Source organism: Paenibacillus sp. FJAT-26967, from assembly GCF_001541095.1.
Lineage (GTDB): Bacteria > Bacillota > Bacilli > Paenibacillales > NBRC-103111 > Paenibacillus_F.
In genome coordinates this window covers 169,373-194,153 of the sequence record NZ_LMXH01000003.1, presented here as the reverse complement: position 1 = coordinate 194,153, position 24,781 = coordinate 169,373, and the positions used below count along the sequence as shown (strand labels likewise).

General features: G+C 54.1%; 2 protein-coding genes. Both read right to left on the bottom strand.

What is annotated here, in order from left to right:
* Positions 1-17: 17 nt before the first annotated feature.
* Positions 18-7,820 (bottom strand): non-ribosomal peptide synthetase, encoded by a 7,803-nt coding sequence (locus AR333_RS15460; protein ID WP_068776272.1) that lies wholly within the window; start codon positions 7,818-7,820, stop codon positions 18-20.
* A 204-nt stretch (positions 7,821-8,024) separates the two neighbouring features.
* Positions 8,025-24,596: a non-ribosomal peptide synthetase gene (locus AR333_RS15455; RefSeq protein WP_068776271.1), complete on the bottom strand. Its 16,572-nt coding sequence runs from the start codon at positions 24,594-24,596 to the stop codon at positions 8,025-8,027.
* Positions 24,597-24,781: the final 185 nt, after the last annotated feature.

Sequence of the window (24,781 nt, the reverse complement as noted above, 5' to 3'; positions counted from 1 at the left end):
ATCTTCGTACTTCGCGTTCAGCTTTCGTAAAAAGACATAATCGCTTCGAGTTCGTCGATGGACAGGTCTCCTCCCCCTACGTCGGAGGGGGTCATTTCTTTGGAATCCTTAGAAGAGCAGTGCGCGATAACCGCAGACAAGCTTTGCTGAAAAAGTTCGGCAAACTCCGCCATGGAAGCCTCGGTATACTCATTCAGGTTGTACTCGATAAACAGAACCAGTTCGCCTTCCTCAATAACGCCTCCGATATCGAGCGGAATTTCCCTGTCGGCCTCCGGACTGACGGTCTGTCCCTGCGATATGGGGGAGGCTTGGAATACATCCGTGTTAATATCTGTGTCGAACTGGCCCAGATAATTGAATTTAATCTCCGGTTCGCTGACTGCGCTGCTGCTGGAGGCAAGATACTTGCGGATGCCGTAGCCGATCCCTTTGCTTGGGATTTGCCTCAGGTTCTCTTTGGTCTGCTTGATCACATAGCCCAGATCCTCGGAATTGCCCATATCCAGCAGAACCGGGTAGGTGGAAGTGAACCAGCCGACCGTTCTGCTGACGTTCATCTCTCTCATGATTTCTTCCCGGCCGTGTCCCTCCAGGCAGATGAAGACTTGGTCCTCGCCCGTCCACTGCTGGACAGTCATTCCGAGGCCGGTCATCAGAAGATCGTTAATCTCTGTCCCATATGCGGTATGAGCGCCGGCAAGGAGTTGATCGGTCTCCTCCTTTGGAAGCCGGAACGTATACGTCCGGTTATCCCGGTTCTTAAGCGACTGACCACTGCTAAACCGTGGCAAAGGCTTTGCTTTTACAGCATCCAACCGGCTCCAATAGTCATTCTCACGCTTCATTTCCCTGCCCTTGGCATACTCGCTGAGACCTTGCGCCCAGTTCAGATACGAATCCGTTTTGGCCGGAAGCTCAATCCTCTGATTCTGAATGGCCTGGGTATAGGCGGTTGTCAGATCTTCGAACAAAATCCGCCAGGATACCCCGTCGATGACCAGATGATGAATAACCATCGCAAAATGATCGCCCTCGCTTGTCCGGAACACCCCGAGCTTGACGAGCGGGCCATTCTCCAGATCGATACTGGCCTGAAGCTCGTTTATGGCTGCGCTGATCTGTTCTCCAGGGTCGACTTCCCCTTGGAAGTCGGCAATCGTCAGATGGAACAACTCACCGTCAGCAGCACGGTTGATCTGCTTGACCAGACTGGAACTGCTTCCCCTGATATCCTTGTCGTCACCGCCGTCCCTGCTGCTTACACCTTCAGCCTTCAGCCGGAAAACCATTCTCAGCGCATCGTGATGCTCTACGATTTTCGTCCATGCTTCCTTCAGAGCCGCCAGATCGAACCTGTCTTTTTTGAACAAAACGACCCCTTGATTGTAATGGTGTCCATTCGTGAACCGCTGATCAAAGAACCACCTCTGGATCGGGGTGAGCAGTACTTCACCTTCCACGATTCCCTGGTCGATCTCCCGGCTGGCTTTATGGACATGCTTGGCCAGCTTCACAATATGCGGGTTCTGAAAAAGATCCTTGATTCTCATCACATACCCGCGCGCATTCAGCTTGGAAGAGATTTGAATGGCCTTGATGGAGTCCCCGCCCAGTTCAAAAAAGTTATGCTGCGTACCGATCGGCGAGGTTCCCAGCACTTCTTCCCAAATATCCACCAGGCACTGCTCAGTTTCACTGGCAGCGGCGGTGTATTCCTTGTCTGCAGCCGGATCGCGAACGGGCTCAGGCAGTGATTTCCGGTCCACTTTGCCGTTCTCCAGAAGCGGCAAAGCCGCAAGCTCCACCAGATGGCCCGGAATCATATAATCCGGCAGTTCATCCTGAAGCGCCTCCTTCAGAGACTTGGGATCGAATCCGGCCTTCACCGTCAAGTAAGCACACAAATACTTATCCCCGGCGCTGTCATCTCTAGCCATCACGACAGCTTCCTTCACGAGCGGGTGCTTCTGAAGCGCCGACTCGATCTCTTCCAGTTCAATGCGGAAGCCCCGCACTTTGACCTGGAAATCACTTCGTCCGGCAAACTCGAGATTGCCGTCCGGCAGCCATCTGCCGAGATCACCGGTGCGGTACAGCCGGAATCCTTCGCCGGGCCTGAACGGATCCTCGCCGAAAGCACGGCTCGTTTTCTCCGGATCGTTGAGATAACCGCGTCCTACGCCGATGCCCGCTACGCATAGTTCGCCGACGACGCCGACCGGGCACAGCTGCATGTCTTCGTTCACGACATACAGGTTCATGTTCGGCACCGGTCTGCCGACCGGAACGACTGGCATGCCGGCTGGAGCCGAGGTCATCATGTACTGGCTGACATCATCCGACGCTTCCGCCGGACCGTAGGCGTTAACCAGCGGTATGCCGGGGCATAGCTTGAACCATCTCTCGGCCGTTCCCGGCTTAACAGACTCCCCGGTTATGATAAGGTGACGCAAGCTGCGAAGCGGATTGTCCCCACTTTCCAGTGCATCCATCAGCATTGCCAAATACGTAGGGACGACTTCCAGCAGCGTGACCCCGTCTCTGGCTATCCGGCCGGCGAACTTGCTCACTTCGAGCACAAGCTCCTTCGGATAGATTGCGGTCGTACCTCCCAGCGCCAAAGCGCCGAAGAACTGCCAGACGGAAATATCGAAGCACTGATTCGCGTTCTGCGCGAAGATAAGTCCGGAGTCCAGCTCCAGTTCTTCCGCTTCCGCAAGTATGTGATTGAGCATGCCGAGATGTTCGATCATGACGCCTTTAGGACGGCCTGTAGAGCCGGACGTGAATAAGATGTAGGCCAACCGGTTCATGTCTGAAGCCAGACCTAAATCTTCTGCTTCTTCCGCTTCCAGCTGCTGAACGATTTTATCCAGGCATACGATCATACCCTCAAAAGATTCGGTCACTTCTTCTTCCAAATGCGAGGACAGCGTCAGGAGTACTTTGGCGCCCGAATCGAGCAAAATATCTTTTTGGCGCTTTACGCCATGAGAGGGATCCATCGGAACGTAGGCACCTTGCGCCTTCCAAATTCCGAGTACACCGGCCACAAACTGCGGGGTCCTCTCAAGCAGAACGGCCGCAACATCCTCCTCGCCAAGGCCGATCCGCCTTAAATACCGGGCGATTCGATTGGCGGAAACGTTCAGCTCTCCGTATGCAATCGCCTCTTCTTCATACAAAAGCGCCGTTTTGGAAGGCGTACTCGCCGCTGTCTCTTCAAACCGTTCATGGACGGTTCGTGTGAAATCATAATCCCCCTTCCTGCCGTTAAATATCTCCACAATATGCCGGCGCTCGCCTGGCGTCACCACTTCTACTTCACCTAATGGCTTGTCCGGGTGCAAAGTAAGCTCTCTCAGCAGATTCAAATAATGTCCGGCCATCCGCTCTGCCGTATCTTCCCTGAATAAGGCGGTGCAGTACTGCAAGTCGAATATAAGCCGGCCATCCTCCTCGCCCGCATCGAGCATGAGGTCGAACTTGGCCGCCGTACTTGCAAACGGGTAAGGTTCAAGCTGCATCCCGCCAAGCTTAACCGGCTGTTCTTCGGGGTCAAACAGACTGAACATCGTATCAAACAGCGGATTCCTGCTTGTATCGCGTACGACATTCAGCTGATCCACCAGCTTCTCGAACGGATACTCCTGGTTCTCCATAGCGGCCAGGACACTGCCGGATACTTCCTTCACGAGTTCCCGGAACGTCTTCTCCCGGCAAGGGTAGGCACGCAGCGCTACCGTACTGACGAACATCCCCATCGCATCCTGCAGCTGCGGATGAGTGCGGCCGGCCACAGGCGAGCCCACCACAATGTCGTTTTGCCCGGAATACTTCATAAGCAGAACCTGATAAGCGGCAAGCAAGACGGCGAACAAGGTCGCTTTCGTTCCCGCAGCCGTCTCGTTCACCTGCCGGGTTAATGCTTCCCCTGCGGTGAAACGGATCGTACGGCCTTCGAAGCTCTGCACCGGAGGCCGTTTGAAGTCCAGCGGAAGCTGCAGAACAGGCAGTTCGGTGCCCCCGAAGACATTCAGCCAGTAGGCTTCCTGCTCCTTCATCGCGTTGCCCGCAAAGCGGTCCTCCTGCCATACGGCGTAATCTTTGTACGCGATGCTTGGAGCGGGAAGCTCCTTCCCTTCGTAGAGAGCAGTCAATTCCTTCAGCAGCAGCTGGCCGGAAATTCCGTCCGAAATAATATGATGCATGTCCAGGAGCAGCCAGTGATTCCCTTCCGGTGTCCGGATAGCTTCCGCCCTCAGCAGAGGGGCTTCTCCCAAGTCAAAGGGACGGATAAAACTTGCCGTCACTGAACGGATGTCGCCATCGAAATCTTCTTGCAACTCCCTCTGCGTGATGGAAAACTCAGCTTCATCGTGTACGATCTGAATAGGTTCTCCCTCTACTGTTATGAAACTGCTCCGGTAAATCTCATGCCTGGCAATAATCTGGCGCAGCTTATCTTCCAGTTTGTGTACATCCAGGCGTCCGCTAACTTGATAAACGATGGGCATGTTGTAAGCCGTGCTGCTGTTTCCCTCCAGTTCATGGAGTATAAAGAGTCTTCTCTGCGCAGCACTAAGCGGATACCCTTCCCGGATTTGCGCAGCAGGGATCGCTTCCATTTCGGCGGGACTGCTTCCGGCAAACCGCCCTGCCAGCAGAGCAATCGTCGGATACGTGAAAATATCCTTGACCGACGCCTCCATACCGAGCTCCGAATATATTTTGGAGACGAACAGAATAGCTTTAAGCGAGTGTCCGCCCCTGTCAAAAAAGTCATCATGAATTCCGGCTTCTTCCGTGTCCAGAACCTCTTTCCAGATCAAGGCAAGCGCCTGTTCTAGATCGTTTCTCGGCGGTACGTACGGTTCCGTGCTCACAGCCTCCGGCTCAGGCAGCCGCTTCCGGTCGACCTTGCCGCTCGGGTTCAGCGGAAGCTCATCCAGCTGGATGAAGTGCATAGGAATCATATACGCAGGTACCCGTTCAGCGAGAAAATCCTTAAGCTCCTGAGCGGAAACAGGAGAAGTGCCTGTCGCTGTGAAGTAAGCGCACAGGTAAGCGCTGCTGCGTCCGTTCTCCAGCGCAACGACGGCATTCTGCCTGACGGCCTCGCATGCGGCCAGCGCGTTCTCGATCTCGCCCAGTTCGATCCGGAAGCCACGGATCTTAACCTGGTGATCTTTGCGTCCCAAGAATTCGATCCGTCCGTCCGGCAGCCACCGGCCCAAATCACCGGTCTTGTACAGTCTCTGGCCCGGTACGGGCGAGAACGGATCCGTTCCGAACGATTGCCCGGTCCTCACCGGATCATTCAGATAGCCTCTGCCTACGGCAATTCCGGCAACAGAGATCTCACCGGGAACACCTACCGGGCACAAGTTCATGGATGCATCCGTTATATACATCCGGATATTCGGCAGCGGCCTGCCGATGGACACTGGCTCCCCTTCCTCAGGGGCCCGCTCCATCAGCTCCTGACTGATATCGTCGGCTGCTTCGGCCGGACCATAGGCGTTAACCATCGGAATCGCAGGGCAGAGCTCGAACCAGCGCTTAACCAGCGAGGTACTGCCCGCTTCTCCTGTGATAAACACGTGCTTCAAGCTGCCCAGCCCTTCCAGGGCTGCAGGCTGCATTTCCAGCACATCCATGACGACTGTCAGGTATGACGGCACGACTTCCAGCAGCGTGACGCCGTCGGCTGCCAGCTTCTGCAGCAGCACGTGCGGCTGCAGGACAATCTCGTCCGGGTAGATAACGGTCGTCCCGCCAAGCGTGAGTGCCCCGAAAAACTGCCAGACGGAGATATCGAAGCAGTGATGCGCATTTTGAGCGAACACCATTTCATCCGTTAAGCCCAGGAAGTCTTTTTCGGCCCATATATGATTCAACATGCTTTTGTGCTCAATCACGACACCTTTCGGCTTGCCGGTGGAGCCCGAAGTAAATAAAGCATACGCAGCATCTTCGATTTGCACCTGTACAGCAGGAGCTGTGTCATCTGAGCCTGCTGCTTCGGCTGCAAGAGCCCCATCCCGGAAGCCGTATCCGTCCAGATGCAGCACTCTTTCCGGGTAAAGATGCTCAAACGCGCTGCTATCGTACCTGGATAAAGTCAGAATCAGGCGTGCGGCCGAATCTCCGGTAATCGCTGTTTTCCTGTCCGTAGGGTACTCGACATCCATCGGAACATACGCCGCTCCGGCTTTCCAGATCCCCAGAATAGCGGCGACCATGAGCGGAGAGCGCTCCAGCATAACGGCTGCAAAATCACCCGGCTGAAGACCCTCAAGGATAAAACGCTTGGCGAGTCTGTTCCCAAGCCTGTTGAGTTCACCGTATGAAATCCGCTCTTCCCCGTAGATCAACGCAATCCGTTCAGGATCCTGCTCCGCATGATGCTCCACCCATTGATGAACGGTTCTGTCCCACGGATATTCCACGGCATCCTTATTAAATCCGTTCAATATCCGCTTCGTTTCTTCAGCGGTCAGAATATCAATCCCGCTAAGTTCCGGATCTTCATGTTCCGTTACCGCCTGCGCCCCCTGCCGGATATGTCCTTCCATCCGCCGGATAAACGCTTCCCCGTAAAGCCGTCCGTTATAAGTGAATACGAACTCCAGTTCCGCCTGCGGAAACACGGTGATATCAAAATCGTAATTGGTATACTGGATCATTTCCGTCCCGGTAATGCGAATTCCGTTCTCTTCACCAATCGTCTCATCATCCATAGGGTAGTTCTCGAACACGAGAATATGATGAATCAGATTGTTCTTAAGCGGCGTGTTCTTCTGGATATCCGCCAGCGACACATAGTTATACCGGTTCGCTTCAATGACCGCGTGGTGCATTTCCTGCAAAAGCCCTCCGAACGTCTTACCGGATGTATTCTTGACCCTCATCGGGACGGTATTGATAAAAATACCGACCATGTTCTCAATGCCCGGCACCTCCGGCGGCCTTCCCGATACAACCGATCCGAACACGACATCGTCCGAGTGATTGTATCTCTGAAGAATAACCCCCCACAAAGCATGAACGACCGTGCTCAAAGTAACCCCCTGCCGGGAAGCCAGCTTTTCGAGTGCAGACGTAAGATCTATTGGAAGCTTGAAAGTATAAGTCTTGTAGTCATAACCCGCAGCTTTCCCTGCCCCTGCCGAAGAGGGAATCGACGCCTGCTGCTCATATTCAGTCAGATAGCCCGTCCAGTAGGCCACCGCTTCTTCCTTGTTCTGGCTGCCAAGCCATTCGAGATAGTCGCTGTACGGGTACACCTCCTCCAATTGCGGAGGCACCCCCCGCACGAGCGCCGCATAGATCTGGAAGAGCTCCTTACCGAGGATGCTGAGGCACCAGCCGTCCATAATGATGTGGTGATAGCTCAGAATCATCGCATATTTGGTTTCTCCCAGCTTCAGCAGGGCGAGGCGGATCAGTACATCCTTTTCCAGCTGGAAGCTTCTACTTTTATCCCGCTCCAGGTAATTCCTGATTTCCTCTGCTTGTTCTTCTTCTGAAAGAGAAGCTATATCTTGATAATAGAGAGTCGCCTTCCTTTCCTTCAGCACAATTTGCAGAGGCTGATCTACATCTTTGGCGATAAATACCGTCCGCAGAACATCATGGCGCTCCAGCAGTTTATTAAAGCTCTTCTCAAATACCTCCGGATCCATTCTGCCTTCCAGGGTCAGGTTCACTTGTTCAAAGTAAGCTCCCGACTCCTCGTCCATTAAGCTATGGAAAAGAATACCCTCCTGCATTGGAGTCATCTCGATTATGTTTACAATTTCAGGGCTACTCATGACTGCTCACTCCCTATTATTTAGAAAAAAATGCCCTGTCTGTCCGGTATTAAAGAAATCGGCCTGCCGGTGCCTTCCACATTCGGACCGGACCGGCAGCCTCTTCCCGGCTGGTTCAGCCAGCCTTACGGTTAACCCATATCCCGCTTGTATGGAGGGCCGCCTTTGTCGGCTGCTTGATCTGACCGGATCCATGAACCCCGGCTACAGGTTTAACTTCAAGGAACCGGCTATTTTACTCAGCTGTTTCTGGGACAACTTGTTATATTGATAATCCGTCGGCGTATATTCCTTGGTATCCTTCCCGCAGCAATGCCGGATCACTTCGGTCAAATGCTTCTTATAGAGATCGGCTAATTTCTCAGCCGTCTCCGCATCGTAATCATGCTTGTTGTACTGGATGTCCAGCTCGAAAGACCCGTCACGGACCAGCCCGTTCATTTGAAAAAGAGCAGGCCGCTCGAATTTGGGACCAATCTCCGGGCCTGCCGGGATATCAGAAACCCCGATACTGCCCAAGTCAAAATCCCGGTCGAACTGACCCAGATAATTGAACACGATCTCCGGCTTCAACTGAAATCCGAGCGGAAGCTGATCCCGTTCCTTGTGCAGATGCTTCAAAATCTCATAGCCGATTCCTTTATGCGGAACTCTTCTCAGCTCGTCTTTGGTCGACTTAATCCGATCGGCGAGAGTTTCCGTCTCCATACTGTCCAGAAGGAACGGATACAAGGACGTAAACCAACCGACAGTTCTGGCTATATTCAATTCCTTGCCGATGTTTTCCCGGCCGTGCCCTTCGAGCTGAATCAGCACGCGCTGGTGGCCGGACCACTCTTTGATTGACATCCCCAGGGCGCTGAGGAGCAGATCGTTCATTTCGGTATTGTAGGCAAAATGGGCATCCTTAAGCAGCTTGTCCGTAAGCTCCGGCTCCAGCGTTATTCGGACGGAGGCGGCATCTGCGATCTTGTTGCTTTTCGCAGCGCCTCCTTTTCTCGGCAAAGGCACCGTTACAGCGGATTCGACTTTCTGCCAATACGGAAGCTCCCGCAAAATCTCCTTACCAGCTGCATATTCACCAAGCTGTTCCGCCCAGACCTTGAAGGAATCCGTTTTGTCCGCCAGTTTCGGAGTCTGTCCGTTCTGCAGCTGGGCATAGAGAATTCCGAAGTCTTCGAGCAGGAATCTCCACGATACTCCATCAACGACCAGATGATGGATCACAATCAGGAGATGATCGCCTTCTGCCGTCTGGAAGAGTGCCAGCTTCACCAGCGGACCCTTGCCGATATTCATGGAAGCTTGAACCTTGGCGCATTCTGCCGTGATAAATTCACGGTTGTCTGCAACGTCTTTGACATCATGGACTGCCAATTGGAATAAACCCGGTTCCATACCACGGTTGCGCTGGACAATTCCCCCGCTTTTACGCTGGTAACTCATGCGCAGGGCATCGTGATGCTTCACTAGATGATGGAACACTTGGCTGACAGTGTCCGGATCGAATCCATCCGGCTTGGCCAACACCACAGAGTGGTTATAATGCTGAACCGCCTCCCATTTTTGACCGAACAAACGGTGTTGAATAGGCGTCAGCGGCACTACAGCCTCCACCAGCCCCTGATCGATGGTGCGCACGGCCGGTATTACGTATCTGCTCAGTTCCTTGATTCTCGGATGCTTGAACAGCGCCCTCACTTCCATCTTCAATCCTTGCCTCAGCAGGCGGGATGAAATTTGCAGAGCTTTGATGGAATCGCCGCCAAGCTCAAAGAAATGATGGCTCGTGCCGATTCCTTGGATACCGAGCGTATCCTGCCAGACATCAACAAGAATTTGCTCGGTTTCCGTCTCAGGCGCCGCATAAGCGGTTGTGGTTTGGAGCTTGCTCTGGGGCTCCGGCAACGCTTGCCGGTTCACCTTGCCGTTCTCGGTTAAAGGCATTTGCTCTATCAGCATGAATACAGCCGGAATCATATAGTCGGGCAACCGCTCCGCTGCGTATTCTCTAAGCTCGGCGGCCGTCGTTTCAGTGCGGACGGAGACATAAGCACACAGGAACGTGCGCCCTTCCATGTCCTCCTTAACCGTCACAACCGCTTCCCGGATGACCGGATTACTCATCAGGCTGCTTTCAATCTCAGCCGGTTCTACCCGGTAACCCCGGATTTTCACCTGATGATCGGCACGTCCGATATATTCAATCGTTCCGTCCGGGAGCCATCTTGCCGTATCTCCAGTGAGATAAATGCGCTTCCCGTCGAGGAACGGATCTGACACGAATTTCTCCTGCGTCAGATCCATCCGGTTCAGGTATCCTCTGGCAAGACCATCGCCGCCTACCGCCAGCTCACCCGGCACACCGATCGGCGCCAGCTTCCCGTGTTTGTCCAGAATGTAAACCCGCGCGTTATGAATCGGCCGTCCTATGACCGGCTGCTGCTTGAACTCTCCGAAGCGGCTGAAGTCGATCTTGTGCGTGATACACCCGATGGTGGCTTCCGTAGGCCCATAATGATTGATGAAGACCGTCTCCGGATTCTGAACATGATAGGCCTCGATGTCCGCAGGCTTCATCTTTTCTCCGCCCAGCACAATTAATCTCAAGGACTGAACCGGCGGTCGGTTCTCAAAAAACTCATTGTTAACAAGCATATGAAACAGCGAAGGTGTCGCTTTGATATAAGTGATTCCTTCTTGCGCAATGTATTGCAGCACCCGTACCGGATCTATCGAGTCATGCTTATCCACTAAATGCAGCTCACAGCCGCTCAGCAGAGCCGAATACAGCACCGTATAGCCCAGATCAAAGCTTGCAGAAGAAAGCAGCATCGTCTTGTCCCGGCTTCCGATGTCATATTGCCGGGTGAACCAGGTTGCATAGTTAATCAGATTACGGTTCTCCACCATGACACCCTTGGGAAGACCGGTCGTGCCTGACGTATAAATGACATACGCAAGATCATCCGGCCGGGACGGGCGCCTTACATTGAGGTCATCCCCGACGAAGAACTCCACATCATCGAGGAAGTACATCCCGATATCCCGGTTTATTTTGTCCGTGAATTTGCGGTAATTCAGGAGCATGGAAGCTCCGCTGCTCTCAATCATGTAATTGACACGTTCGGCAGGAAACTCCGGATCTATCGGCAGATAGGCACAGCCGGTCTTGAGTGCCGCCAGAATGCCGATGATCGTCTCCATCCGGCTACACGCCATAATAGCCACGATCGGAGTGGTTCCCACAGCTCCGGACATCTTGGCGCTGTCTCCCGTTCCTTCGGAGAGAAGCACACGCGCCAATTGATTCGCCCGGCGGTTCAGCTCCGAGAAGGTAAGGCGGCTGCCTTCATACACAAGCGCTCCCGCATCCGGGGACTTCTCCACCTGCTGTTCGAACAAATCAATAACCGTCTGATCGGACGGGTACTTCGCGGCAGTCCGGTTAAACGTATGGAGCAGAAGCTCTCTTTCCGAATCGGGCAGCAGCCCGATATCACGGATGGGCTTACCGGCTTCTTCCGGAAGTGCGGCAAGCAGATGCAGAAGCTGATCAGCCAGCCGCTTTATGGTGCTTGCCCGGAACAGTGCTTTGGAATAAACAAGCTCAAAGCGGATTTCTTCGCCTTTTTCCTCCGCATTCAGGCTGAGATCATACTTGGACGAATAAGACGGCAGCTCGTAAGGCCGGACCAAAAGACCTTCGGCACTGAACTCGGCTGCATTAGTAATCAGCATCGTAAACATGACATCAAACACCGGATTACGGCTCAAGTCCCTTTTCAGCTGAAGACGTTCTACCAGATCCTCAAACTGGTACTCCTGGTTGTCATAAGCGTTCAAGCAATTCCCTCTGACCTCTTCCAGAAAAGTCAGGAATGTCTTCTCCCCGGATGGCCGGTTCCGCAGTGCCAGTGTGTTGACGAACATTCCCATGACCGGCTGCAGGTCCGCATGATTCCGGCCTGCGACCGGAGAGCCGACAATGATATCTTCCTGTCCGGCGTATTTGGACAAAGCCGTGCTTAAGGCCGCAAGCAGCACCATATAGAGGGTGGAGCCGGTGCTCAGCGCGAGTCTTCTCAGAGCCGCAGTCTGAGACGCAGGCAGATGGAACGCGGTCTTGCCTCCCTCGAAGCTCTGCTTCTTCGGACGGGAGAAGTCTGCCGGCAGCGTAAGAACCGGCAGTTCGCCGCCAAACTGTTCCAGCCAGAACAGCTCCTGGTTCTTATAGCTTTCATGCTGCACGGCCCGGTTATGCCAATCGGTGTAGTCCTTGTATTGAATCGGCAGCGGACTCAAGGAGCCCCCGCGATAAACTTCATTGAATTCCCTTATAAAAATATCCACCGAATTACCGTCGGAAATAATGTGATGCATATCGAGCAGCAGCAGATGACGATTCTCTCCAGTCCGGACCAAACCGACTCTCAGCAGAGGAGCTTGTCCCAAATCAAACGGCTGGACGAACTCTTCCGCCAGTACAGCCAGCTCCTCTTCTGCGGCTTCCCCGAGATGACGGATGGCAAAAGCCGCCTCGTCATGGATGACCTGCACCGGCTCGTCATCTTCCAAACGGAAGGATGTCCGAAGCGCGTCATGCCGCTGGACAAGAGTCTGGAAAGCCATTTCCAGTCTATCCATATCCAGCACGCCGATTATTTCAAAAGCAGCTGCCATGTTATAAGAAGTGTTCCGCTCTTCGTTAATCTGATGCAGCAGGTAGAGACGTTTCTGAGCCGGCGAAACCGGATAGAACTCTTGCCTTGCTCTGATTGGAATAGGCGAGTATGCATTAGCGCTTGCTCCCGGAAGCTTAATGAGCTTAGCGAGCCCGGCGACCGTCGGATTCGCGAACATGGCCCGTACCGGAATTCCGGTACTCAGTTCCCGATTGATCCGGGCGATTACGACGGAAGCTTTGAGCGAGTGTCCTCCGATTTCAAAGAAGTGATCGTGGACACCTACTTGATCCACCGACAGTTCTTCGGCCCAGATTCGGGCCAATGCCTCCTCGGTCTTGTCACGGGGAGCCACGTACTCGATCCCGCTCTGCATGTAGCTCTGCGGGTCAGGCAGGGCGCTGCGGTCCAGCTTGCCGTTGGACGTAATCGGCAGCCGCTCCAGCGGAACGAAGGCTGCCGGAACCATGTATTCCGGCAAAGATTCCAGCAGGTGGCTGCGCAGTTCAGAGCTGCGGAATTCACGATCTCCCACATAATATGCGCAGAGCTGCTTATCGCCTTCACCTTCTCCTCTGACGAGCACGACTGCTTCCTGTATCCCGGACATACCGGAGAGAGCATGCTCGATTTCGCCGAGTTCGATGCGGAAACCGCGGATTTTGACCTGATGGTCGATCCTCCCCATATACTCGAATTCTCCGCTCGGCAGCAGCCGGGCAAGGTCTCCGGTCTTGTACAGCTTTTCCTCCGGTCTGTGGGGATTCGGAATGAAACGCTCAGCCGTCAGCTCTTCCCGGTTCAGATACCCCCTCGCTACTCCATCGCCGCCCACATACAGTTCTCCGACTACGCCTATCGGTACGAAGCGCTTCTGATCGTCAAAGATGTAACAGCTTAAGGTCGGAATCGGTTTGCCGATATTACTCAAATCCGTTTGAAGCTCTTGCTCTGTAATCTCTTTGTACGTGACATGGACCGTTGTTTCCGTAATGCCATACATGTTAATCAGCCGTGTATCCGTGTAGAAACTCCGCCACCAGCGCAGCATGCCGGGCTTTAAGGCTTCGCCTCCGAAAATCACGTAACGAATCGAATCAAGCTGCCTGCCTGTACGTTTTTTTTCTTCCTGAATAAGATGGTAGAAGGCAGTCGGTGTCTGATTAAGAACCGTAACCCTTTCTCGGATCAGCAGCTCGATAAAATCCTCCGGACTCTGCGCCGTCTCCTTCGGTACGATGACAAGCTTACCGCCTTGCAGCAGCGCCCCGTACATTTCCCAGACGGAGAAATCGAAGCAGTAAGAATGGAACATCGTCCATACGTCCCGCTCGTTAAAATCGAACTGAATCCGGTCGTTAAAGAGAAGACGGACCACATTCCGGTGTTCGATCATCACGCCCTTTGGTCTTCCCGTAGTTCCCGATGTATAAATGATATAGGCCATATGCCCGGGGCTGACTTCCGCCTCCGGGTTACTGCCCTTATACTTGTCATACGCTTCGCGGTCCGAAACATTCAGCAGCACACCCTGGAAGGATACCCCGCGAGGTATTTCTCCACCGGCTCCTCCAGTCAAAAGCAGGCGAGTACCGCTGTCCTCCAGCATGAATGCTATCCGCTCCTCCGGGTAATCCGGATCAATCGGCAGGTAAGCGGCTCCTGCTTTGAGCGTGCCGAGAATTGCGGCAATCATCTCGGTAGAGCGCCCCATCATCAGGCCTACGATCGTATCGGGACCGGCTCCCTGCTCCTGCAGCCAGCCCGCAATCCGGTTGGCCTGTTCATTGAGCTGTCCGTAGGTGATCGCTGCCCCGTCCAACACTACGGCTGTCCGCTCCGGCGTACGCGCCGCCTGTGATTCGAACAGACCATGTATCGTTGCACTCCGGTCATAGTCCGCCTGCGCCAGGCTCAAATCGCCCAGTTGGAGCTGTTTTTCCTCGTCTGTCAGGAGCTCGATATCACCAATGGACCGATCCGTATTCTCTGCAAGCAAGCCCAACAGCCGGACATAATGGGCAAGCAGTCTGCTGACCGTGGCTTCCCCGAACAAATGCGTCCCGTAATCCGCATGCAGCAGCAAGTGATCTCCCCGGTCTTCTGCGGTGAACAGTAAATCGAACTGAGAGACACCCGGATTGATTTCAGCAGGACTAAACTTCAAGCCGGCTGCTGTTCGCTCCGTAATGCCCATATTTTGAAGAACGAACATTGTGTCGAATAGAGGCCGTCTGCCCGGCTCCCTCTGAACTTCCAGCTTTTCAACCAGCAGATCAAACGGATAATCCTGGTGCTCAAAAGCAAGCAGGCATGATTCTTTGACACGCTGCAGGAAGTCGCAGCAGTTCATACTGCCGTCCACGCTGCTGCGAATCGCAACCGTGTTAACGAACATGCCGATCATGTGCTCCGTATCCGGATGAAGTCTTCCCGATACAGGCGTGCCAACGATCAGGTCGTCCTGCCCGGTATATTTGTGAAGCAGGATCTGATAGGCCGACAACATCACCATAAACAGGGTTGTGCCTGTATTACGGGCGAGCTTATTCAGCCCGGCTGCCAGATCCTCGTTCAAACTCCATGTAATCCGGCTGCCCTGGGCAGACAGCTGCGCAGGTCTGCTATAGTCCGTCTGCAGACTCAGAATCGGCAGGCTTCCCTTGAATTGATCCAGCCAGTAAGCCTCCTGCACCTTCAACTGCTCTCCTGCGGCCAATTCCGTCTGCCACGCTGCATAGTCTTTGAACTGAAGCGTCGGTTCCGGAAGCTCTTCTCCCTCATACAGGCGGATCAGCTCATCCAGGAAAATGGAAACCGACACCCCGTCCGAGACGACATGGTGCATATCGAACAGCAGGATACTTTCCTGCTGCGAGAAGACAGCCAGCTCAGCACGCAGCAGCGGAGCCTGTCGCAAATCAAAAGGCCGGACAAATCCGCTTACCCTTTCTTGCCAGCTCTCTTTGACTGCTGTGTATTCCGGGATAACGAATTCCACAGCATCCACAATCTTTTGAACAATCAGGCCGTCCTCTTCCATTTCAAAAACGGTCCGGAAGGCTTCATGCCGCTTTACGACCTGCCGGATCGCTTCCTTAAAGCGCTGCTTATCCAGCTTCCCTTCGATAACTAATTGCCCCGGCACGTTATAAACAAGTCCGTCCCCTTCCAGCTCATTCAAAAGGTATATTCTTTGCTGGGCGGAAGACACCGGATACTTGTCCTGACCTTCTGCCAGAGGGAGAATGGGACTATACGCCGAGTTGTCTGCGTTGTGCAGAAGCTTAGCCAGTTCTCGCACAGTACTATGGCCGAAAAGCTCGCCCAATTGAACACGTTTGCAAAGGGTCTGATCCATCCGGGACAGCATGATCGTCGCTTTCAGGGAATTGCCGCCCAGCGAGAAAAAATCATCCTGAATCCCAATCGGGCTAACCCCCAGGATTTCCTCCCACAAGGCAAGGATCTGCCGCTCCAGCTCACTTGCAGGTGCTTGAATCCCCTCATCGTCTGAAGGAAGCGGGAGCATGGACAGATCAAGACTGCCGTCCGGCTGATACGGAATCGAATCAACCGGAATGACCGTCCTCGGAATCAGATGATCCGGCAGAAGTGCCGCCATCGATGCCTTAGCGGCATACGCGCTGACAGTCCGGCCGGCTTTGCCGGCTGCGTATACGGCCAGAGAAGCGCCAGCGCTATCCCCGCCTGTAAGGTGAACCGCGCAAGAGGCGATACCCGGTACGCTCATCAGAGTTTGTTCCAGCTGCTGAACATGAAATTGAAAGCCTCTGATGCGGGTAAGCTTGTCCTTGTCTCCAATCACAAGAACATCCCCATCCGGTCTATACATGGCGAGCTTGCCCGACGGAGACCAATTCTCTGCGCTTCGTGTATACAATTCGCCCATAATCCCGGCGGCGGCAGGCTGCAAATAACCGTCCAGAATGGCCTGTCCGCTCTGAACAGCCGATTCGGACTCTTTACGGAGTTGATCGGGAGAAAGCAGGGACAGCTCCGACAAACGTAATGTCTCTTCACGGCTCAACTGCTGCAAGAGATGAATGAACGCTTCGGACCACTGCTTCATAATGTCCGGTTCCACCAAATCTGTGCTGTAATCGAAGTCGAGCCACAGCTCCTGACGGATTTCCGTTACATTCAGAAAAAGATCGTAGTGCAGATATTGAACGGGATATGGAAGCATCTCAGTCTCCAGACCCGAGAATGTAAAGCGTTGTATCGGCCGGTCCATATTGAATAAAAGATTAAGCACAGGCAAGTGGCTGCCCGGCATCCGTTCTGCAAGAGCGGCCAGCGAGTAGTTCTGATGAGCCTCCAGAGCGGCCATGCTTCGCTTAACTTGGCCAAGATAATCGGCAAAACGGTCGGATCCCTGTGCCCGGGTTATGACGGGAAGCAGGTTTACGCAGTTTCCGACAAGACAGTAGGCGCCCATCTGGGCCTGTCCGGCTGTCGGAATTCCCACAGCGATTTGCTGCTCTCCGGTTAGCCGGTGCAGCCACAGCTTGTATGCACCGAGCAGCGTCACGAACAGACTGTTCTTGGACCGGATACTCAGCGCCTTAAGCTGCTTGGTCAATGCGCCGTCTATTCTGACGGTAATCCGGCTGCCGTAATGCAGCCTGCGGCGCACATGGCCTACAGGCGAAGGAACCGCCAATACCGGGAGCGGATTCCGGAATTGTTCTTTCCAGAACTCGGCAGCCGCCCGGCTCCCTTCCTGCAGCTGTTGGTTCTGCTGCCAGCTCATGTATTCCCGGAACGGGACAGCGTCCGGCAATCCCGCAGCGGTTCCTTGGAGCAGGGCGGAATAGACCTGCTGCAGCTCGCCGACAAGGAGCGCGATAGACCAGCCGTCCACGGCAAGATGGTGGAAGGTCAGCGACATGTAGTACTCGCCTGCACCACGCTTCAGGATGCGGACCCGGAACAGCGGTTCACCCGATCGCGGGTCAAATGCTGCCGAGTCTTCCAGAAGCCAGCTGCGGTAACTTTCTTCCTGCTGCGGTACAGCTTGAGTTGAGATGTCTTCCAGATAAATAGGGACATCTGCCCGGGGCAGGACGACTTGAAATTCTCCGCCCGGATCGATAACCGTCCGCAAAGCTTCATGCCTCTCCACCAGTCTTTGAAGAGCCTGCTCCATGACGGGTACGCTGAGCTGGCCCGACATCCGCAGCAGCAGCGACTGGTTCAAGGCAGCCGACTCAGCGCTGCCCGTCACCGAGGCGAACCAGAGCTGCTTCTGTTCATTGGTAAGAGGCAGTCTGATCTCGGCTGTGCTTGCGGACGAGGGAGAGTTATCCGTTGGCGGCGCCATAACGGAGGCCTTAACGGATAGCTCCGAATCCGTCCGTGTAATGGGTGGAGCCGCAGTCACCGGTTCCAGATGTCTGCCCGGACCCCCTGCGGAAGCTGCCAGGCTGCCACCTTCCGCCGATTGTGCCGTTGACGCTGCCTCCAGGGAGCGATCCTTCCCGCCTCCCGGCGGACGCCCTGGAGGCTCCGGCAGGAATCCGCCGGCCCGCAGCACGTCTACGGTTTCTTTTACCGCACGGATAATGATCTCCATATCTTGACGGGTATGGGCCGTCGACAGGAAGCAGTTGCGGCCTTCCCAGATATAAATCCCTTTGTGAATCAAGTGATAGAAGAACAATTCGGTGTCCCCGAACGATACAAAACGGAACAAAGAGCCGAAATTCACCATATGAATCGGAACACCCGACGCCTTAAAGTACGCGTTCAGTTCCTTCATCAGGTAAGCGGTCTGATCGTTCAATTCACTGAACAACCGCTCCCCTTCCTCTTTCAAATAAGTCAGTGTCCGCAGGGCGACCCTCATCGTAAGCGGATGTGTACAGAAGGTGCCCCCGACGAAGGTTTTGCGCTTCGCGCTTTGCGGATATGAGCTGTCTCCGAAATTCCAGCTCCCTCCGTCTACCGGATCGACAAAGGCCGTTTTCCCCGCCACTAGGCCGATCGGCATACCGCCGCCCACGACTTTGCCGTAAATGACCAGGTCGGCGCGGATATCAAACCACTCCTGGGCCCCGCCCAAGCCGATGCGAAAGCCCGTGATCACTTCGTCGAAGATCAGCGCAGTGCCGGATGCCGCAGTTATGGAGCGGATTTCCTGCAGGAATTTCTTCGGCTGAAGGTCCGGCCTGCGGCTCTGGACCGGCTCCACTAACACGGCCGCCAGCTCGTGAGCGTGACTCCGTATGACCTCAAGTGACTCCGGATTGTTGTAAGGCAGCATAATAACATCCTGCATGTAATGGTCCGCAATTCCCGGTGCCATCGGCACTGCAAACGCATCGGGAGAATCCGGAGACGCAACACCCAGTACACCATCAAAAGTCCCATGATAAGACCCGGAGAAAATGACAATTTTCGACCTTCCCGTCGCCGCTCTGGCAAGACGCATCGAGACCATGACCGCTTCAGTCCCCGAATTGTAGAAAGCGACTCGCTCGGCTCCCGTCATCTCGCAAATCAGTCCCGCTACCTCTCCCGCAATATCCGACATCGGGCCAAGCGGAGGCAGATCCGTGCGTGCATTTTCCTGTATGACCTCATTCAGAAATTCCGGGTTGTGCCCCAGCAGATTAACACCGAAGCCCATCGTCAAATCAATATATTCATTGCCATCCACATCCCACATTTTCGATCCCGTGGACTTCTGCGCGATGATAGGATATACCATTTCCTTCCAGTACGAACGGAAACCGGAGACATTCCGGTTATTGGCATGAACATGCCGGGTATCGGATGTCAATCGCTTGGAGCCTTGGGTCCGACCGATATACTGCTGCATGAAATCCGCCAGATAGCGGCTTTGCCTGGGTGTAAATCCTCCATCCTCTCCAATGACGAGGGGCTGGTATGGAACGAACGGCTTGGTTCCGGTTGCAGCAGTTGCAGCAGTTGCAGCAGTTGCAGCAGATCCGGCTGCCTTAGCGGACTCCATAGCCGGCGGGCCGCTTATGAGCCCCGCTGCCGCTTCTGCGCCAACGGTGGCCGGGCCAGCGGGTGCATCTGCAAACGGTGTTCCGCTGCCTGTTACTGAACCTGCTGCAAGCCCTACTGCCGGGTCAATTCCCCGCACATGCTCACGATCTGATCCCGGCAGGACCGCTCCGCTGATGACATCCAGCTGGCGGTTCATAATACCCGCGAAATTCTGCTGCTGGGCATTCATCAGTTCAAGCTGCATAGTCAGCAGCCGCTCGATCGTTCCGCCGCCGGCAGCATTATTCGCCGCCCCCCTCCCCGTAAACGTGTAGGGTTTCGCTGATTCAGGCTGCTGCGGGGATAAGCCGGCTAATGCCGGTGTACCCGTATGCGGCTGCCACGCTTCCACTTGCTGCCGGTCTTCCTTCGGGGGAACCGGCTGGTTCTCCCTCAGCGGCACTACTTTACCGGCTGATTCGCCCGGATAATCAGGCTGCCGCGCTGCATCCCGGCCCGCAGCCGCCTCCACCCTGTTAAAAGCGGGCGGAGCCGGGCAATGATCCGCAACATAAGCGGCAAGTAAAGATAGGTTCGTGACGGACTCGAAGAACTGAGCCATTGGAACATCGACGCTGTATGTATCCTGAATCTCTTTTCTCACCTGCACGAGCATGATCGAATCCAGACCCATCTCCAGAAAGTGCATCAGATCGTCGATCCCGTCCGCTTCAAAACCGGAAGCCCGGGCGACGATATCCTTCAGCTCTCTTGTGATTCCCTCGGCGGTCATGGCAGAAGCACCCCATTTCCGATCAGTCTCGTATGCACCCGGCACCCCATCTTGGTAATCCGCGGACGCTTGACGCAGATAAGGAAGACTGCGCTCCTGCACAGCTTCATACGCTGCCGCCGTCTCCTGCCTTAATGCGCCGCCATCGCCCAGCGCGTGAGTACTCAGGCCGGACTGGCGGATTGGTCCTTCATTCTGCGCAGACTTCGGGCTGTAGTCCGCCCAGCATCTGCTGCGTTCAAAAGGATACAAAGGCAGCGGGACTCTCTTGGCGCCGCCTGAAGCAGCGTGCAGTGCTTGCCAGTCTATGACTGCGCCCTGGACATACAATTCGCTGAGCTGGTTTGCCTGCTTTTCACCGGCATAACCCTGCGACAGTACTTGCGCTATTACGGCTGCCGCTTCTTCTCTGCTGTTGAACAGATCGGTATCCGTCACTTCGCCCGGTGCCTTAGCCCGCCCCGTATCGGACACGATTTTGAACACGCCCTGATAAATTCCAGGTCCAGACTGTCCGGATGCCAGCAGCCGGAGCTTATCCAGCAGTTCTTCCGTTGAAGAGGCGGCAATTCCCGCTCGATGCTCCAAATGCAAACGGCCCGTATTGGCCGTGAAGCACATATCTTCAAGAGGCAGAGAGTCATGATGCGCCAAAAGTTTCTCGTAAGCACAGACCAGCTGATGCAATGCCGCTTCACTCTTAGCGGATAATGTCAACACATGAGCCTGCTCCGGATTGCTTGCGCCCTTTGCCGGTCTCACAGCTTTAAACTGCTCTACCACCACATGAGCGTTAGTCCCGCTAAACCCGAAGGAGCTCACCCCTCCCCGGATCGGAACCTCCCCTTTGTGAAGCGGATTCCGGACGGAATCAACGTAAAACGGTGACGCTTGGAACTGGATATTTTTATTCGGTTTCTTAAAATGAAGCAGCGGCGGATTCTCCTGATACTTGAGCATCAGCACCGATTTAATCAGACTTGTAATTCCGGCAGCTTCAAATAAATGACCGATATTGGCTTTGACCGATCCGATTGCACAGAACTGCTTCTGATCCGTATAAGCTTCAAACGCTTGGCTCAAACCGGCAATCTCAATAGGATCGCCCAGCTTCGTCCCCGTTCCGTGAGCTTCGATAAAAGTAAGCGTGCCCGGATGGATCCCGGCATCCTGCCAGGCAGCCTCCACTACGCCGGCCTGTGATACCGGATTCGGTGCCGTAATCCCAATTGTGGCCCCATCCTGATTCACGGCACTTCCCTTGATAACAGCGTAGATGTGGTCGCCATCTTCCACTGCTTTGCTGAGCGGCTTCAACAGAACCGCTCCGACTCCCTCGCCTACACCCGTTCCGTCCGCATCCATGTCAAAAGTCCTGGCTCTGCCGTCCTGGGACTCCATATCCAGACCCAGCCTCGTAGGCAGCAGCATCGTGCGAACGCCTCCGGCGATTGCCATTTCACAGTCCCCGGACTGCAAAGCGCGGCATGCCAGATGAACCGATACCAGAGAAGAAGAACAGGCGGTATCCACCGTCACGGCCGGTCCCTTCAGATCCATGAAATAAGAAATTCTGCTTGCCAGTACAGAAGGAAGATTCCCTACAATATATTGAGAAAATTTCTCCGGGCTGCTTTTGGAAACCAGCCGCTCATAATCGTTGCCGACCTTGGAATAGCCGACATAGACGCCGACCTTGCTTCCCCGCAGCGAGCCGCCCGCATACCCCGCATCCTCGACCGTATGCCAGGCGGTTTGCAGGAACAGCCGTTGATTCGGGTCCATAAGAGCAGCTTCCGCCGGACTGATTTTGAAGAAAGAATAATCGAACTTGTCGATCTCATCCAGATAACCACCCTGGACAAATCCGTGATCCTCCGGATTGCAGTCCATAGCAGCCAGGTAGGCAGCGGCATCCTTCTGTCTTTCCGTGCCGTAAGAACTAATGCTGTCCCTGCCGTGTACGAGATTGTCCCAGAACTCATCAGCCGTTGCGGCTCCAGGAACGTTCAAAGACAATCCGATAATCGCGACATCCTTGTCGGAAATGTCCGGCAGATTATCTCGTCCCGCGTGTGCTACTGTCTGACCCCGCTTCAGCAGATGCGCTGCCAGGTCGGCTATGGACGGGTAGGCGAACAAATCCGTCACGGACAGGCTTACGCCGTAATGAGTGTCTATTTTCTCAAGAATTTGCACGAGCTGTATGGAGGTCGCTCCTATTTCGAAATAACCGTCCATGAGATTAATCCGGCGCTTACGGAGTACTTCACAGCAAATATCATGCAGAGTCTGCTCGATCTCTCGCGCTGCGGCCGCGGTCGTCCCGGACGATGCCTCTATGCGAGGGGCAGACTTCCCGATTTGAGCGGACTCTTCCGTATGCTTCTGCGCAGGATGCAGGTTATCCGAGTGCTCGCTAGGTGCGAATTCCGCTGCTTCTGTAACAGGCTCCGACTCCTGAACGGTCCCCGAAGTAAGTGCCTGTGAGTCAGCCTGCGTCTTGAGCGCGGCAGCTTCGGCAGCCGCTTGAATCCCAGGCTGTTCCGGCAGTTCCGGTTGATTCGCCTCTTCCACCGAATTTCTTCCTGCACTTTCCTCCAGCTGGTCAAGAAGCTCCCCTAATTCCGCAATCACTTCGGCGAACTCGCCGGCTTCGTACTGCTTGGCCAGCTTATATCTTTGTACTTTCCCGCTGGTCGTCTTGGGCAGCTGCTTGATCGGCACAATGCTGTTGATCGCCCAGCCTCCGTTACGAGCCAGCAGCTTTTGCAAAGCAAGCGCGATTGGCGCAAATTTAGCCAGCGTTCTTTTGGATACGACAAACACAGCAATTTCTTCTTCTCCGGATTCAGGGTTTTTAACGCCGCACGCCGCTACCCGTCCAAGCTCGACCCCTTCCACTTCCTCTGCTACCCGTTCAATGTCATGCGGATAAATATTGCCGCCGTTAATAAAAATAATATCTTTGGCACGGCCCGTAACAATCAGCCGCCCGTTGCGTATAAACCCGAGATCACCCGTAATGACCCATCCATCCGGGGTGAACAACGCTGCCGTAGCCTGAGGATTGTGATAGTAGCCCTGCGTCACATTGCGGCCCTTAATCTGGATCATGCCGATCGTGTCTTCTTCAAGCGGCTCGTTATTCTCACCCGCAATCCTCATCTGGCAATAATCGATTACGGGACCGATATCTACGAAGCTGACCACGTTAGCAGCATCCGGAGCCTCTTCCACTACTTTCTCCCCCGTGTTCAGATGGTCGCGATTCAAATAGTACGTCACGAACTGGTAATCCGGAGAATCAATGGCCACACCAACCGAAGCTTCCGCCAGACCGTAAGCGGGAATAATAGCATTGCGGCTTAATCCATAAGGGGCAAGCATGTCCAGGAAGGAGAAGCATAACTCCGTCGAAATCGGTTCCGCTCCGTTCAGAATGACCCGCACGCTGGATAAGTCCCAGCCTTCCGCTTTTTCCGGTTTAAAGAAGGTCAAAAAGTAGTTGTAACCAAAATTCGGCGATGAGAGATGAGTCACTTTATGCTGACTTGTCTTTTTCATCCAGAGTACCGGCTGCCGGATGAACAAATTGGTCGGCATAATATATTGAGTAATCCCAGCGATATACGGGGAGAAATGATTGCAAATTAGTCCCATATCATGAGTTAACGGCATCCATTGCAGCGTGGAATCGTTCTCCGACAATTCTTCTCTGAGGCTGATCGCGCAAGCATTGTGAATGAGATTGTCATGGGTCAGCATGACGCCCTTGGGATCACCCGTTGACCCTGATGAGAACTGGATAAAAGCCAGGTCTTCCGGCTTAGGACTATAGGACACCCCATGCGGCCCATGCCCATACTCATCCTCCATCGTCAGAACCTTGCCCTCCATCGCGTGGAGCAGATCCGATGAATCGCCTTTGGTTTTGAGCTTCGTGAGGTTCTCAAGCGTCTTGCCCGTTGCAAGCATGAACGGTTCTTTGAGAAGCTGCCAGATCTTGAACACTTTCATTTTGTGCTCTTCGTTATTGCCTACGCTAAGGGGCACCGGTATCATTCCGCCCATCACACAAGCCCAGAAAGCCGTCAGAAATTTCCGGTTATCATCCAGTTGAAAGACGATTTCCTGCCCCGGCTTGATTCCCTGATCCTGCAGAACATTCAGAAACCCCATTGCTTCGTTATAGAATGCCTGATAGGAAAGAAAAATTTCCTGCTCATCGCCCTCAATGAATGTGATTCCTTTATTCTGGACCCCTTTTCTTCCCTCGATTACATCTGCCAGTGTCTCCAATTGATCTATGAACATAGATTCCCCTCTCCCGTGAAAAGATTTGGTATGTGCTGTACCGCTCATGATGAATTGCGTCAAAAATAGACCCTTGTCTAACACCGGAATCTATTAGCATTTTCTATATTTTCTTTTTTATGGGTATAAAGAAGCATACGAGATCTCTAAATCAGGGCTGTACACCTATCAATCTACCTATACGG

Bases quoted from the DNA above. Each gene is read 5' to 3' on its own strand.
- AR333_RS15455 (WP_068776271.1), bottom strand. From the start codon at position 24,596: ATGTTCATAGATCAATTGGAGACACTGGCAGATGTAATCGAGGGAAGA.
- AR333_RS15460 (WP_068776272.1), bottom strand. From the start codon at position 7,820: ATGAGTAGCCCTGAAATTGTAAACATAATCGAGATGACTCCAATGCAG.